Origin of the sequence: Brevibacillus reuszeri (assembly GCF_002897295.1) — a bacterium.
GTDB classification, from domain to species: Bacteria; Bacillota; Bacilli; order Brevibacillales; family Brevibacillaceae; genus Brevibacillus; species Brevibacillus reuszeri_A.
Genome location: NZ_BEXF01000004.1, coordinates 97,055 through 113,057 on the forward strand (window position 1 = coordinate 97,055; position 16,003 = coordinate 113,057).

General features: G+C 48.9%; 13 protein-coding genes. 9 read left to right on the top strand and 4 right to left on the bottom strand.

Annotation, left to right across the window (positions count from 1 at the left end):
- Positions 1-45: 45 nt before the first annotated feature.
- The 3 genes from C3B52_RS08110 to C3B52_RS08120 form a co-directional block, all read right to left on the bottom strand.
- Positions 46-1,227 (bottom strand): MFS transporter, encoded by a 1,182-nt coding sequence (locus tag C3B52_RS08110; protein ID WP_103105578.1) that lies wholly within the window; start codon positions 1,225-1,227, stop codon positions 46-48.
- 96 nt (positions 1,228-1,323) lie between these two features.
- Entirely contained in the window at positions 1,324-1,635 is a 312-nt protein-coding gene (locus tag C3B52_RS08115; RefSeq protein ID WP_103105849.1) for an ArsR/SmtB family transcription factor, read from the bottom strand.
- 171 nt (positions 1,636-1,806) lie between these two features.
- Positions 1,807-3,267 carry an RNA-guided endonuclease InsQ/TnpB family protein gene (locus tag C3B52_RS08120; protein ID WP_103105579.1) on the bottom strand — a complete coding sequence of 487 codons (1,461 nt, stop codon included), beginning with the start codon at positions 3,265-3,267 and terminating at the stop codon, positions 1,807-1,809.
- Between the two features lie 190 nt (positions 3,268-3,457).
- Between C3B52_RS08120 and C3B52_RS08125 the strand changes: the two genes are divergently transcribed.
- Both C3B52_RS08125 and C3B52_RS08130 read left to right on the top strand, forming a co-directional pair.
- Positions 3,458-5,188 (top strand): ABC transporter ATP-binding protein, encoded by a 1,731-nt coding sequence (locus C3B52_RS08125; RefSeq protein WP_103105580.1) that lies wholly within the window; start codon positions 3,458-3,460, stop codon positions 5,186-5,188.
- A 1-nt stretch (position 5,189) separates the two neighbouring features.
- Positions 5,190-7,034 (top strand): ABC transporter ATP-binding protein, encoded by a 1,845-nt coding sequence (locus C3B52_RS08130; RefSeq protein ID WP_103105581.1) that lies wholly within the window; start codon positions 5,190-5,192, stop codon positions 7,032-7,034.
- Positions 7,035-7,076: 42 nt separating this feature from the next.
- Here C3B52_RS08130 and C3B52_RS08135 read toward each other — a convergent pair whose 3' ends face one another.
- Positions 7,077-7,832, bottom strand: a complete 756-nt coding sequence (locus tag C3B52_RS08135) for an MBL fold metallo-hydrolase (protein ID WP_103105582.1) — start codon at positions 7,830-7,832, stop codon at positions 7,077-7,079.
- 382 nt (positions 7,833-8,214) lie between these two features.
- On the opposite strand from C3B52_RS08135, the gene C3B52_RS08140 reads away from it, so the two are divergent.
- The 7 genes from C3B52_RS08140 to deoC are packed head-to-tail and all read left to right on the top strand — an operon-like array spanning position 8,215 to position 15,969.
- Entirely contained in the window at positions 8,215-9,186 is a 972-nt protein-coding gene (locus tag C3B52_RS08140) for a sugar-binding transcriptional regulator (protein WP_235615635.1), read from the top strand.
- Positions 9,183-10,220 (top strand): galactitol-1-phosphate 5-dehydrogenase, encoded by a 1,038-nt coding sequence (locus C3B52_RS08145; RefSeq protein WP_103105583.1) that lies wholly within the window; start codon positions 9,183-9,185, stop codon positions 10,218-10,220. Before C3B52_RS08140 ends, C3B52_RS08145 begins: the two co-directional genes overlap by 4 nt.
- A 17-nt stretch (positions 10,221-10,237) precedes the next feature.
- Positions 10,238-11,764 carry an FGGY-family carbohydrate kinase gene (locus C3B52_RS08150; protein WP_103105584.1) on the top strand — a complete coding sequence of 509 codons (1,527 nt, stop codon included), beginning with the start codon at positions 10,238-10,240 and terminating at the stop codon, positions 11,762-11,764.
- A 38-nt stretch (positions 11,765-11,802) separates the two neighbouring features.
- Entirely contained in the window at positions 11,803-13,287 is a 1,485-nt protein-coding gene (locus C3B52_RS08155; protein ID WP_235615636.1) for a sugar ABC transporter ATP-binding protein, read from the top strand.
- Positions 13,275-14,264: an ABC transporter permease gene (locus C3B52_RS08160; RefSeq protein WP_103105586.1), complete on the top strand. Its 990-nt coding sequence runs from the start codon at positions 13,275-13,277 to the stop codon at positions 14,262-14,264. The genes C3B52_RS08155 and C3B52_RS08160 overlap by 13 nt, the downstream gene beginning before the upstream one ends.
- Before the next feature lie 51 nt (positions 14,265-14,315).
- Entirely contained in the window at positions 14,316-15,317 is a 1,002-nt protein-coding gene (locus tag C3B52_RS08165; RefSeq protein WP_103105587.1) for a substrate-binding domain-containing protein, read from the top strand.
- A 13-nt stretch (positions 15,318-15,330) separates the two neighbouring features.
- Positions 15,331-15,969, top strand: coding sequence for a deoxyribose-phosphate aldolase (gene deoC / locus C3B52_RS08170; protein ID WP_103105588.1), 639 nt, complete (start codon positions 15,331-15,333; stop codon positions 15,967-15,969).
- Positions 15,970-16,003 lie beyond the last annotated feature (34 nt).

The window sequence follows — 16,003 nt, forward strand, 5'->3', positions numbered from 1 at the left end:
ACGCGAAGAAACCCACCTCCATGAAAATGGCTGGTGGGTTTTTAACTAGGCAGCGTCTTGCGTGTCTTTATGTCTGGCAGCTGTAAAGCCTTTGATCCAAAGCAAAATCATCAAAAAAGCCAATCCGGCAAACAAAACTCCGCTCCACATGAGCTGATGTACACCCCACTCCGAGATGAACCAGCCCCCAAGTGCAGACCCGAGCGTGATTCCCAAATTAGAAAACGACACGAACAAGCTGTTGCCAAATTCCGGGGCGTCCTGAGCTTCGGTCATAAGCCACGCCTGGCTAACTACGAGTCCCCCGGAATGAACGATTCCCCAAACGAACACAGCAGCGGACATCCACAGGAAGCTTGGACCTGCAAAATAAACGAGCACATACACGGCGATATAGAGGAGTGGATAGGCGAAGACGGTTTTCTTTATGCTTTTCTGAAGCAGGCTACCGAACAGGAAATTCCCCAAAATCATGATCAGACCAAAGGCCATCAGCATGAAGCTGATCCATGAGCCACTCATCTGCGTGACTCGCCCCAAATACTCGGCGAAGTAGCTGTACACAGAGAACATCGTTGCGAAAATAAAGACGACTGATGCAATCTGCAGCCAGAGACGCGGATTGCGGAGGATGCGAAGCTGCTTGCCGTAGGTCATTTTTTCCGATACAGGCATCGACGGAAGCCAGGCAAAAATTCCTGCAAAGGCGATCAGGCTGACCACTGCGCTAAACAGAAAGGCTGCTTCGAGAGAAATATTTTCGGCAAGATAGGATGTCAGTGGCACGCCAAAGGCAAAGCCAACTGTAATGCCAGCGAAAACCTGCGTGACTGCCTGGCCGCTCTTTTCAGGTGGAACCAGCCTCGCTGCCGTCACCAGCGCGACAGAAAAGAAGACGGGGTGAAACAGGGCAGGTACAATACGAAAAGCCAGCATGATTTCAAAATAGGTAGTGTACGCATACGCCAGATTCGAAATAGCGAAAAGAAGGACCGCAATCAGAAGAATGACTTTGCGGTTGATACCGGATGCCAGCAGCGTCAAGAACGGTCCCGATATCGCCACGACTAAGGCAAAAATACTGACCAGAAAGCCAGCTTCAGCTGCTGTTACATGAAATTTTTGCGTGATTTGGGGAAGAACCCCGACAATGCCCATCTCGGTCGTAATGATACCGAATACGCCAAGTGCCAGCATCAAGATGAGCAAAGGATTTTTGGTTGTCATGACGGTTTTAGCTCCTATCTACATAAAATATAACAAACTATATATCTAGATAAATAGATATGTAAGAAGAAAAAAACTCCCTTCTCCATAGAATGTTTACAGTTCTTTTTGAATGTACGCGGCAAAATCACGTATGGTCTTTTCGTTGCGGCGGTAAAAGGTCCACTTTCCGACCCGCTCTGATTCCAGCAGTCCGGCATTTAGCATCGTCAACAAGTAGCTTGAAATGACGGATTGGGCAAGGCCCGATTTCATCTGAATATCACTTACGCACACACCTGTTTGAAAGCTGATTCCTTCCCGGACATATGGAGTATCATCAAAGTGGTCCGCGGGATTTTTGAGCCATTCCAAGATTTGACGACGAGTATCGTTCGACAATGCTTTGTAAATGAGGGTAGGTTCCATAACAGTCATTATATCTATTTTTATAGATTTGTAAATGTGATTATCTCTTGCAGGTTCATGCCTTCGGAAAATTTTTACCTCGTGACAATTCAAAAATCAAGAGGTATCGTGGTACATGAATACTCCCACCACTAACTGTTAGCCCAGTGGGGGGTTTCTTATGTGTCGCCCTTATCGGACGATTAACACAAGGGGAGTTGACACAGCGACAGCCAGCAGGCTATCCAACCCCTCTATTCCATTTGCAAAGGCATTTGGAACTTCTTTTCGTAAAATGTTGTATGCTCCATTTACATCTGCATTGATGAGCGTTCCTTTAGCGGATCGATACATGCCGCGATGAATCCGCTTCCCTGAAAACGACTTCTTGGTGCCTTTTTCTCCATAGGTGGGAGCCTCATCGCCGTCCAGAAAGCTTGCCTTCGATGTGTACGATTCCTCCCGTACAATGGTTTCGATTCCCAGATGTTTGGCTTTGTACACAATCATCTGAATCAACAAGGTGTGCGGAATGTGGCAAAACGACTGATTGTTTCGCTTTCCCATGTTGGATTCGCTCTTCCAATGGGTGTTATGACCAATCACAATCGTACCGATTTTTTCTTGCAGGGCAATCTGGACGATATGATGGCTTGCCTTATGAAAGAAGTCCTTGATTTTCAGGAATCGCTTGCGATGCAGGCGTTCTAAACAATGGGAGGTTTTCTGCCCTTCGTTTGGTTGTTTCCCCTGACGCAAGATGCCCAAATAATAGGCTTTCTGTTTGTTGTAGAATTGATTGATCGACTTGACCGCCTTGCCCTTGACTAACGTAGGCGTTTTGCCAGTGTTGGTCACAATAGTTGCCAGGTTGTCAATGCCCAGATCAATCGCCATTACCCGATCCAAAGGATGTTCTTGCGGATGGCTTTCACAAGAGAAGACGCACTCGACCACGTATCGTCCGTACGAAGGGATCACTCGTACTTGCATAAGATTTCCTTTCGTAGAGCCTACTTTCCCTATATTCAAACGATGTTTGGTAAACGGAAGCTTGAGGTATTTCCCTTCTTTGATCACGCAATCCTGGTTGGTGAGGATCACCTCTTTTTGAAGTGTACGGAAATACTTTGGGATGCGTGGCATTCCGGTGAAAGCCTCAGGATTTTTCTGATACGCTTTGCGGGAAGCAAAGAAGCTCTTCCAGTTTTGAAACACGCCCTTCATGATATTCTGACTGCTTTGGGTGGGCAACGAACGGTAGTTTTCTTGTCCCATTGCCTTAAACAGGGCATCCAGGAAAAAGTAGCTCACCATTGGACTCTCCTTCTTTGGAAGGGAGAATAATGTTGGCTTAACTCGTTTACGCTCATCCGCAGATTTCAGAAGTTCTTTTGCGACCTTTTTTTCATAGGCGAGCAGCTTTGCCTCATTCATCTTGTCGATCCAATAATGTAGTGTATCCAACACCTCTTGTTGAAGGGGCTGTAGTTCCTTGTCTTGTGTTAACGCCGTATACGCCTGACGGATGAAGAAGTTCGTCGTGTTGTACAGATTCTTGGATTGACCGCACAATCCTTGAAAATACGGAAACAAGCGATGTCCTGGCTTGATCCACATTTGGTACGTTCGATATCGTTTATCTTGTTGCATCCTGTTTGTTTCACCCCCTTTCAAAATGATTATAACAGAACGTACGTTCCTTTTGTGCGCTTTCATTCTATACGAAAACGGACAAAAAGAACAGTGATTCACCCTGCTGCTTGTAGAAGTGGGGGTACTCTTGCCTATTTTACATAGAAGTTTCACTACAGCGAAAGCAGTGCGGGGATGAGGTGAACAAATGCGTTTCTATCAAAAGTATATAAAGAAATATGGCTTCATCGCTGCGGTTTCTATGATCTTTTTGACGATTGAGGCTGTATGTGATCTCTTGCAGCCAACTATCATGTCCCGGATTATTGACGTTGGTGTGGCACAGCGGGACATGGATTACGTGCTTCAGACAGGTGGCATGATGCTGCTCATTACTGCAATCGGAGCAGTCGCTGCTTCGATACGCAATGTCTTGGCTACATATGTCTCACAAAATTTTGGAGCGCAGCTTCGCTCGGATTTGTTCTCCAAGGTGCAATCATTGTCCTTCGATAATTTAAACAAGTTCGACAAGGCTTCGCTGGTAACACGTTTGACGAATGACGTCAATCAGGTCCAGGTTTTTGTGAACGGGATGATGCGTATTTTCGTCAAGGCTCCACTGATGTGCATCGGGGGACTGATCATGGCGACGCAATTGAATGCCGAGCTGGCTGTTGTGCTCGCCATCGTGGTTCCAATCGTAGGCTTGTTCATTTATTTGAATATGAAAATCGGCTTTCCATTCTTTCTCAAGGTCCAGCAAGCACTTGATCGGGTGAACGGGACGATGCGCGAGTATTTGTCTGGTGTGCGCGTCGTGAAAGCATTCAACCGCTTTGATTTTGAGATTGGCAAGTTTACCGGTGCCAACCAAGAGCTGCAAAAGAAATCGGTATCCGCTACTCGCGTCATGTCTATTTTCAGCCCTGCCATCATGCTGACAGTCAATCTCGGGATTGTGGCAGTGCTTTGGCTGGGAGGACTTGGTGTGGAGCAGGGCAGCATCCAGGTCGGGCATATCATTGCGTTTACCAACTACATGACGCAGATTTTGTTTTCCCTCATGCTGATTTCGATGGTGTTTAACATGTTTGTACGCGCCAAAGCATCCTCTGGCCGTATCGGTGAGGTCTTCGCCGAGGAAAATCAGATGACCTGGAAGCAGGGGCAGCTACAAGAACAGTCAGGAGATTCTGGGCGCATCGATTTTGAAAACGTTAGCTTTTCATATGAAGGCGAAGAGGGAGAGCCTGTTTTAAGGCAAATATCATTCACCTGCCTGCCAGGGGAGACTGTGGGCATCATCGGTTCGACGGGATCAGGAAAAAGCAGCCTGGTCGGGCTTATTCCTCGTTTTTATGATGTGACAGAAGGGACTATTCGTGTGGACGGGCAGGATGTCCGCGAGCTGGACCCGAAAAAGCTCCGTGAGAAAATGGCCGTTGTCCCGCAAAAAACAACGCTGTTTACCGGAACTGTCCTCGAAAATATTCGCTGGGGTAAAGAGGATGCGACGATGGAAGAAGTGGAACAAACGGCCATGATGGCGCAGGCCCACGAGTTTATTGCCACGACTCCCGAGGGCTATGATACCCGAGTAGGACAGGGCGGAATCAACTTCTCCGGCGGACAAAAGCAGCGTATTTCCATCGCGAGGGCATTGGTAAAAAAACCGCAGATTCTCATCCTCGACGACAGCACGAGTGCCGTCGATGTAGCGACGGAAGGCAAAATAAAGGAAGCGCTTAAAACCTATGCGAGAGGTCTCACCTGCATCCTGATTGCGCAGCGGATCACGTCCGTCATGGATGCGGACAAGATCATCGTGCTTGATAACGGTGCAATCGTGGACATCGGGACACATGAATCATTGCTCGCTGGCTGCAAGGTATACCAGGAAATCTTTCAGTCGCAAATCGGCAGGGAGGTGAAGTAGGATGGCACAGCAGCAGAAGGAACAGCCTGTTTTTCCGACACAGCCTGGACGCGGCTTCAGGCATGGGGCAGGGCGTGGACCTGTAAGCAAACCGAAAAACTTTTTAGGTACAGTAAAAAGACTCTGGCAAGCATTTGGTCAGGAAAAAAGGCTTTTGCCATTTGTTTTTGTCATCGTATTCGTAGACTCTCTGCTGATGCTCTCTGCCCCTTACCTGATCGGAAAAGCGATTGATGCGATGGCTGGAGGAGCAGAAACCTACAGCTATTTATCGATCATTATCCTTGCTTTGCTCAGCTCATATGTCCTGGATGGGGCACTGACGTTTTTACAGGGCTGGGTGATTGCTGGTATCTCGCAGCGAGTGGTAACGAGTATGAGGCAAGCGTTGTTTGAAAAGCTGCAAAAGCTGCCAGTCGCCTTTTTTGACTCGCGCACACATGGCGAGCTGATGAGCCGTCTCACCAATGATATCGACAACGTCAGCAATTCCATCTCGCAATCAACGACTCAGCTTATGTCTGGAGCTATTGTTCTCACTGGCTCCTTGGTGATGATGCTTGTTCTGTCCCCAATTTTGACGCTCGCATGCTTAATCACGGTTCCACTCGTTTTTTTGCTGACCCGCTCAATCGCGAAAAGAACGAGCGTGCTGTTCAAAAATCAGCAGGTCGAGCTGGGCAAGCTCAACGGTCACATCGAGGAGACGATCTCCGGGATTCAGGTCGTGAAGGCATTTAACCATGAGCAAAAAGCGATCGAGGATTTTGACGAGATCAATGATCGGCTGTGCAAGATCGGGATGAAGGCGCAAATCTGGTCAGGCTTTCTGATGCCGATCCTGAACGTGATCAATAACCTTGGCTTTGCGATGGTCTCCATCGTTGGAGGCGTGCTCGCAGTCAAAGGCTTGATCACAGTCGGTGTCATTGCCAGCTTTCTCAGCTACTCCAGGCAGTTTGTCCGTCCGCTGAATGATTTGGCGAGTATTTTCAACGTTCTCCAATCCGGTGTGGCCGGGGCGGAGCGTGTATTTGAAGTGCTGGATGAGCGGGAGGAGCCGGATGATGCGCCAGATGCTGCGTTGCTCGAGCAGCCCAAGGGACATGTCGTCTTTGACAATGTCAGCTTTGGCTATCGCCCCGATCAGCTGATTTTGAAAAATGTTAGCTTTGAATCAGATGCGGGCAGCATTACGGCGCTGGTGGGTCCAACAGGGGCAGGCAAAACGACGGTCGTAAATCTGCTGACGCGGTTTTATGATGTGACGAGCGGCAACATTTATTTGGATGGCAAAGATATTCGCGAGTACACCCGAGACAGCTTGCGCAAAAGCTTTGGCTTTGTTTTGCAGGATACGTACCTGTTTTCGGGAACGATCAAGGAAAATATTAAATACGGCAAGCCAGATGCGACAGACGCCGAAATCGAGGCAGCGGCGGCGCTTGCCAATGCGGATGTGTTTATCAATCGATTGCCAAAGCGTTACGACACGCTTTTGACGGAAAATGGAGGCAATCTGAGTCAGGGGCAGCGGCAGCTTTTGGCGATTGCCCGCGTGATTCTCGCCAAGCCGTCTCTTTTGATTTTGGATGAGGCGACCAGCAGTATCGACACCCGGACGGAGCTGCATATCCAGGATGCTTTGCTTGGCATCATGCAAGGGCGCACAAGCTTTGTCATCGCCCACAGACTGAATACGATCAGAGATGCAGATACGATCATGGTTGTAGACCGCGGTGAGCTCGTCGAAAAAGGCAGCCATGATTCGCTGATGCAGCAGCAAGGCTTCTACTACCAGCTGTTTTCTAACCAGTTTAAAAATGTCCAGATGGCTTCGGAATAAAAGGGACGGCTACCTCATTGGGGTAGCCGTTTTCTGTCTTCTTCACTTTTCAGACAGTCCGTTAGTCGTATGCGCTTGAATGAGCTGATGCAGCGCTTGTCTGGCGTCACCTACAAACAATCCGCCATGATAGCAAATGAGCTGCCGGGTGTCGTAAGTAAGCAAAAGCTGGACAGAACGAATGGCCGTCTCCATATCCATCGTAAATTGTGGGTTGGCAATTTCGAGCTTACCGGAAGAGGCTACTACCGCATCACCAGCGATCATGGTTTTGCTTTCCAGCAGATACAGCGAGATATGACCAGGCATATGACCTGGCGTATGGATGATCTCGATCCCCCCACACCAAGGCAGCCGTTCTTGATGAGACACTGTCCTGTCCACGTTGGCAGGCTCGATTGATTCAAGAAAGCGGATGAATGCTTCCGCATGTGGTTTTTCCTCAGGCGAGAGATCATCCAGAGTTGCTTCTGCCTGCTCGATGCGCAGCGATTTTTTGCTTCCGGCAAGGTAAGGAACTTCCGACTCATACGCAATGATTTCGATTTGAGGATATGTGCGCTTTAATGCAGCCAGCGATCCGATATGGTCCATGTCGTGATGGGTGACGATCACGGCTGTCAGCGATTCGAGAAGAATGCCATGCTTCTGCGCCGCTTTTTCCAAAAGAGGGAGAAAATCCGGGTAGCCGCAGTCGATCAATATCGTATGGTTATCGTCGTGAAGCAGGACAGGGGTGATGATTTGCTTTTGTCCGTTTTGTTCAAATTCAATGTCAAGCAGGTGTACGTGGTTCATAGAGACCTCCTGATAGGCAAAGTTGATACAAAAAAGTATAATTCACTAATTGGAGCTTGCAGTGTACGATCATGAGTCAGGGTCAAAGATGTTCGTGTACGATTCAAACAAATATACGCTCCGGCCCTTAGTTTGCTCAAGGGTCTTTTTAGCATGTGTAGATGACAGAAAACGAGTAGCTAGAACACTCGATTTCACAAGTTCAACGAAATCCCACGGACTAAAAACTAAAAGTTGCCCAGAGGCAAAAATGAAATTTTGTGCAATATTTTAATGATTAGTAAAATTCTGTAGCGAAACGTACCCCTGCTGGCTATAATCAAGGTGTGAAATGAAACAAAGTGCAAGCGCGTGAACAAAATTTCACGAAAGAAGGGACATGATGTACTCCCAAAGAGAAATGATTCGGGTAGCCAAGCTCTACTACGAAAAAGGGATGACCCAGCAAGAAATTGCGGTGCTGGAAAATATATCGCGCCCAACCGTCAGCCGTATTTTGGACGCAGCGATTCAGGAAGGGATAGTCACTTTTACGATCCAGTATCCGCTGGAGTCGGTTGATGATCTGGAAGACGAATTGAAAAAACGATTCGAGCTCATGAAGGTTTGTGTCGCTCCAGTCATTATTCCCGAGCCCTCCTTTATCCTGACAGATGTGGGCAAGCTGCTAAGCGATTACTTAAACGAGCTGGTATCGGACGGTGATACGATCGGCATTTCCTGGGGGAACAGTCTCACGTATGCAGCGAAGCAGCTGCTGTCCGTGAAGCGCAAAAATGTTCGTGTGGTGCAGTTGAACGGAGGAGTGAGCACGACTGCTTTCTCAACCGGTGCGACAAACATTCTCGATCAGTTTGCGAAAGCCTTTGAAGCGCAGCCTCATGCCTTGTCTGTACCGACGATTTTGGATTCACGTGAAATTGCGTCTGCTCTAATGAGTGACTCAAGTATTCGTGACATCATGGCGGTGGGGCGAGAAGCGAATATTGCAGTCTTCGGAATCGGTCGTACTTCTTATGAGTCCGTGCTGAATCTGGCGGGATATTTTAAACAGGACGAATACGACAAGCTGCTGCAAAAAGGGGCGGTCGGAGATATTTGTTCCCGTTTTTACTCCATAGACGGAACGATTAGTGACGAGCAGCTCAACGATCGGACTATCGGCTTACAGCTGGAGGATCTGCGCCGTAAAAAGCACACGATTGCCATCGCTTGCGGAGAGGAAAAGGTTCCGGCTGTGCTTGGCGCAGTGCGAGGCAAATACTTCAATACATTGTTTACTGATGAAAATACGGCAAGAGAATTAATCAAACAGCATGATCTAGTGCAAACAGCGGAGGTGCAGCAAAAATGAAAGCGGTTAAACTGTATGAGCCTGGAAATTTGCAAGTAGAAGAGATTGACGTCCCGGAAATCGGAGCACGTGAAGTACTGGTAGAGGTAAAAGCGGTTGGCGTATGCGGATCAGACATTCCACGCGCGTTGTATAAAGGTGCTTATTACCAAGGCTTGACGCTTGGACATGAGTTTGCAGGACAGATCGTCAAGTGTGGTGCTGAGGTAACAGGCTGGCAAGAAGGAGATCGTGTTTCTGTAGCTCCCTTGATCCCTTGCAATGAGTGCAAATATTGCAGACAAGGCGACTATTCACTATGCGAGGACTACAATTACTACGGCTCGCGCACGGATGGTGCCATGGCTCATTACATCAAGGTGACACAAGAAAATCTGGTGCGCCTCGGCGATTCGGTTTCCTACGAATCTGGAGCCATGATCGATCCAGCAGCCAATGCGATTCACGGATTGTGGCGCGGAAACTGCAAAGAAGGCGATACGGTAGCGGTCTTTGGTCTTGGTGCAATCGGGCTGTTCGCAATTCAGTTTGCCAAGGTGCTTGGGGCAAAGCAAGTGATCGCAGTGGACATTCACGATGAAAAGCTGGAGCTGGCAAAGGAACTCGGTGCAGACATTGTGGTGAATTCCTTGAAAGTCGATCCGGCTAGCGAAATCGCAGCGCAAACAGGCGGCGCAGACTTCATTCTGGATACATCGGGATCGCCTATTGCGCAAAATCAAGCCGTAAGCTCAGCAGCCAAGCAAGGACGCATCGTATTCCTTGGCATTTCCAACAGTGAACTGACCTTGAGTAAAGAAGCGATGAACAACGTTCTGCGTTACGAGCTGGCTTTGTTCGGTTCCTGGAACTCTTTCTCTAATCCTTTCCCAGGTCGTGAGTGGTCGTATACAGCTGAGCTGATGGCAGAAGGAAAGCTGAAGGCAGAGCCATTGATCTCGCATCGCTACCAGCTCGATCAAGCTCCTGAGGTGTTTCAAAAGATTAAGAATAAAGAGCTGATCTTCAATAAAATAATGTTTCTGCCCAATTAAGCAAAGGGGGAGAAAACATGACTGATAATCATACCATCGTAGCTGGCTTTGATTTTGGCACACAAGCACTGAAGGTCAGCATGTATACACGAGAAGGAAAACTCGTCTGGCGAGGGGAGAGCTCTTATCCGACCTCTTTTCCTCTCACAGGAAGAGCTGAGCAGCAGCCTGAGCATTGGTGGCAAGCTTTGGTGCGGGTGCTGGCAGAAGCGGCGAAATCTGTTTCACTATCCCGCATCGAAGGGATCGGAGTATGTGCGACATCATCGACAGTGTTGGTAACAGATGAAGCGGGTGTACCGCAAACACCAGCCCTCATGTGGATGGATAAACGAGCGGTTGCCCAAACAATCGCCATCAATGAAAACCCGGACCCGATCGTAAAAGAAGTTCTGCGGTATTCAGGTGGCAAGGTGTCCGAGGAATGGATGGTCGCCAAAGCACTGTATTTAAAGGAAAACGGCTTTTTGATCCCAGGGACAAAAGTCGTAGAGCAGCTGGACTGGATGAATTTCAGACTGACGAGCCGGTGGGTAGCGTCCCAATGCAATGCCGTTTGCAAATGGAACTACCTGGGAGGCAAAGGCTTTTCTCCAGCCTTTTATGAAGCAATCGGTTTGCCTGACTATCAAGAGCTATGGCCAGACGAAGTGATTCCGGTCGGCAGTCAGGTAGGCGAAATTACTGAGCAAGCAGCAGCCGAGCTTGGTATTAGAGCAGGAATTCCCGTTTTTCAGGGCGGGATTGATGCCCATATTGGCATGCTGGGTGCGGGTGCAGTCGAGCCGGGGATCATGAGTCTGGTGATGGGAACGAGCTTTGTCCATTTGGTTCATACAGAAGAACCTGTCTTTCACGAAGGGCTATGGGGGCCATATGAAAATGCCATCCTTCCTGATAAGTGGTTGATCGAGGGCGGACAGCTCTCCTGCGGTTCCTTGACGACCTGGTTTTTGCAGCAGTTTTACCCGCATGTTCCCGCTGAAGAGCTGGGAGCTGTATATGAAGAAGTCGTTGCGGAAGCAGGAAAAATTGCTCCCGGAAGCGATGGGCTGGTCATGATGGACAGCTGGCAGGGAAATCGTACCCCTTACCGGAATCCGCATGCGACTGGCTCTATGGTCGGTTTCACTTTGGCGCACACACGCTTTCATATTTTCCGTGCGATTCTAGAATCGACAGCCTATGGTACGCGCAATATCATCTCTACGTTTGCTGCTTCGAATGTGCCGATCACACGAATCATTGCGTGTGGAGGCGGTACGAAAAATGCTTTGTGGATGCAAATTTTAAGCGATGTGACCGGACTCGTCATTGAAACGCTGGAGGAGACCGAAGCAGGCAGCAAAGGGGCGGCGATTCTGGCAGCGTATGGATTGGGTCATTACCCGAGCCTTGCTGATGCTGCGAGGACCAATGCGGAAAAAGCGCATGTTTATACGCCGAGCAGGGACGCTCATGAGCAGTACAATCGATATTTTGCCGCCTATTTGGATTTGCATAAAGCACTCTTTCCCATCATGAAGGAGCTTGGCGCCACCTGAGAAAGGGGACTTAAGATGTGATGAGCGAGATACTCAAGATGCAGAATATTTCCAAGTCATTTCCCGGTGTAAAAGCGCTGCAAAACGTGGATTTCTCTGTAAGTAAGGGGGAGGTTCACTGCTTGATCGGCGCCAACGGGGCAGGAAAATCCACACTGATGAAAATTCTTGCTGGCGTCTATCCAAAGGACGAGGGAGAGATCTATCTCCAAGGGGAGAAGATTCAAATCTCAAGCCCGGCAGATAGTAAACGGCTCGGTGTGATTACTATTCACCAGGAACTGTCATTGGTCGAGCATTTGACTGTGGCAGAAAACATCTATTTGGGTTCGTACGCACAACCGCGATTTGGCTTTGTTTCATGGAAGCGCTTGCGCAAACAGGCGCAGGAGCTGATTAATCGTCTGGGAATTGCTATTGATGTCGATACGCCTGTGTCAGAGCTCAGCATGGGTCACAAGCAGATTGTAGAGCTAGCCAAAGCACTGGAGAGCAATGCCAAAGTCATCATCATGGATGAGCCGTCCACAACATTGTCAGAAAACGAGATCCGCACGCTCTTTACGATTATCGAAGAGCTGATCAAGCAAGGGATCACGATCATCTATATTTCGCACAAGCTGGAGGAATTGTTCGCGATCGGGAACAGAGTGACGGTACTACGTGATGGCAAATGGGTCGCGACCCGAGAGCTTGGCGAGCTGGATCAGACGAGCCTGACGGAGCTGATCATTGGCTACAAAATGGAAAAGCAGGAGCGCAGCCGAGAGCAGCTTCACTTTCCGGAGCTGCTGAGAGCAGAGGCACTGCAAACCCGGCAGATCTCGAATGTCTCCTTTTCACTGGGAAAGGGAGAGATCCTCGGCTTGTACGGGCTGGTTGGAGCTGGTCGGACAGAGCTGTTGAAGGCTTTATACGGAGTCGATCCATTATCATCTGGAGCCATTTATTTGGAAGGCAGTCAGGTGAAGATCGACAGCCCGAGCAAAGCGATTCGCGTAGGGATGGGACTCGTGCCGGAAAATCGCAAGACAGAAGGGGCAATTCTCGGTCTTTCTGTTGAGGAAAATGCTGTTTTACCAGCCTACGACCGTTTTGCCAGTGGCGGGATCATTAGTCCAGGACGTATTCGTAGCGAGATTGCGGACAAAATTCGCGAGCTGAACGTGAAAACCCCGGATGCGACGACCCTGATGGGCAATTTGAGTGGAGGAAATCAGCAAAAGGTCATCATTTCCAAATGGCTGATCCGCCAGTCCCAAATCATCTTGTTTGATGAGCCGACCCAAGGTGTGGATATCGGAGCCAAGCAAGAAATTTACAAGATCATTCAGCGGCTTGTGGCTGATGGAGCGAGTGTCATCGTCGCATCGTCAGAGATCAATGAATTGCAGGAAATATGCAATCGCATTCTCGTCATGTTCCGTGGCAGCATCGTCGGGGAATTCCGCGATCCACTAAGTCAGAAAGAAGAGATTCTAAAATCGGCAGTGACAGGGGGGACAACGTTATGGAACACGTAAAGGAAGTCAGCAACGTGAAAAAGAAAGCGCCCTCATTTGAGTTTGGAAAATTTTTGCGCAAGTACAATCTTTTTTTCTTGCTGGTTGTTTTCATCGCGATTGGCGCAGCGCTGTCGCCTAAATTTTTGACGGTCCAAAACTTCTTGAACTTGCTGCAGCAATCCGCTGTGGTCGGGATCATCAGTATTGGAATGACGTTTGTCATCATCGTAGCCGGAATTGATTTGTCAGTCGGCTCGGTCCTCGCTTTGGCGGGGATGGTCATGGCACTTTCTATTCCGTATGTGGGGGTTTTTGGAGCTATCGTGCTTGGAATTATCGCTGGTGCTGCCATGGGATTAATCAATGGCTTGGTGACAACCAAACTCAAGGTACCTGCTTTTATCGCCACGATGGCCATGATGGTAGCGGCACGCGGTCTGGCTCTGCTCTTTACAGACGGAAAGCCTGTTTACAACCTGCCTGAATCGATTCGCTTTTTCGGGGCTAATCTGTTTGACCGTATCCCGGTCTCGGGAATCATCTGGATTGTTCTCACGATTCTGGCGGTGCTGGTTCTGCGCTACACGACATTTGGACGAAAGCTATATGCCATTGGAGGCAACCCGCAGTCCGCGCATTTGTCAGGTATCAATGTAAACAGATATATCACCTATACGTACATCATCTGCGGCGCCCTTTCTGCCTTGGCGGGAATCGTTCTTGCCTCCTGGCTCACTGTAGGGCAGCCAACCGCAGGAAAGAGCATTGAGCTCGATGCGATCGCAGCCGTTGTTCTTGGTGGGACGAGCCTGTTTGGAGGCGTGGGCAGCGTCGGCGGAACCTTCGTCGGGGTATTGCTGATGAGCATCATCACCAATATCTTCAACCTGCTGGGGCTGTCGTCTTACTACCAATCTATTTTCATGGGCGTCATTATCGTTCTGGCGCTGGTGCTCAACCGCTTTGTTATCTCCAAGCAAAGCAAGAATGGGTAACACCTGAACTAGGTTTCAAATTCTCTAAAAAATAGTAAGGGGGATTTTTATATGAAGAAGGGAAACAAACTGTTCGTTGTTTCAGCACTGTTAACTAGCCTGGTATTTGCAGGCTGCTCCTCTCAACAGCCTGCAGCTGAGGGTGGAGGCGCAAATGCTGGTGGCGGAGACAAAAAAATCGTTATTGGCTTCTCTCAGGTAACATCTGAATCACCGTTTTACACGGCATTGGTTGATGGCGCGAAGGCAGAGGCTCAGAAGCAAGGCGCAGAATTGGTTGTCATGGATGCACAAAACGACATCGAGAAGCAAAACGCTGATGTACAGGATCTCATCACCAAAGGAATTGACGTGCTGATCCTGAACCCAACCAACCCGACAGCCGTAGTACCAGCACTGAACGCAGCGAAGCAGGCAAACATCCAGGTAGTTACTGTCGACCGTCCAACTGAGGAAAAAGTAGCAGCATTCGTAGGACGTGACAACAAGGAAATGGGCCGTATCGCAGGTAAACAAGCCGTTGCTATCCTCGGTGGAGAAGGCAAAGCAACAGGAAAAGTTATCGAGCTGCAAGGTGACGCGGGCGGTAAAGTAATGATGGATCGTCATGATGGCTTTCATGAGATCGTAGGCAAGGAATCTGGGGTAAAAATCGTGGAAGGTCCATACGCAGACTACGTTCGCGCAAAAGCTGTAAAAGCATTCCAAGACCTTTTGCAAGCAAACCCGGATGTAAACCTGGTCTATGCACACAACGATGACATGGCACTTGGCGCCCTACAAGTACTGGAGCAAGCCAAAATGCTCGACAAAGTAAAAATCGTAGGTATTGACGGCCTGTCTGAAGCGGTAAAAGCGATCGTGGATGGAAAATACAGCGCAACGGTGTTCAATGATCCAACCAAGCTTGGCTCCATCGTAGTAGATACAGCACTCAAGGTAGCAAAAGGCGAACAGGTTCCAGAATACGTGGATGGTGGCACGGGCCTGATCGATGCAACCAACGCAAAGGATGTTTATAACGAAAAAGACGTATTTGCCCAAATGAAATAAGGAGGCTACAACGATGATTGCAAGCTACATTGACCATACCCTTTTGAAACCAGAGGCAACAAAAGAACAAGTTATGAAGCTGTGCGTGGAAGCGCGCGAGTACAAATTTGCATCGGTGTGCATCAATCCTGCATTTGTTGAGCTGGCTAGCTCTATGCTCAAGGATACGGAAGTAAAAGTATGCACGGTCGTAGGCTTCCCTCTGGGTGCTAACACCACAGCGCTAAAAGTGGAGGAAACCAAGCAGGCTATCCGTGAGGGCGCAGAGGAGATCGATATGGTCATCAATATCGGCGCTCTAAAAGCAGGCGATGCCAAGCTTGTGGAGGATGAAATCCGTGCAGTGGTAGAAGCGGCAGAGGGGCAGCTGGTCAAGGTAATCATTGAGACGTGCCTTTTGACTCGCGAAGAGAAGATTCTCGCATGCCAATTGTCTGAGAAGGCAGGGGCACATTACGTCAAAACCTCTACTGGCTTTTCTACAGGAGGAGCTACTGCTGAGGATGTCGCTCTGATGAGAGAGGTAGTGGGAGATCGCTTGGGCGTGAAAGCCTCGGGTGGTGTCCGTGATTTGATAACGGCGCAAAACATGATCGAAGCGGGCGCTTCTCGCATCGGTTCGAGTAACAGTACAGTCATCGTGAACAGCTAAAGACTTCTTGTGCTAACAGCGGATGGGGGAGATT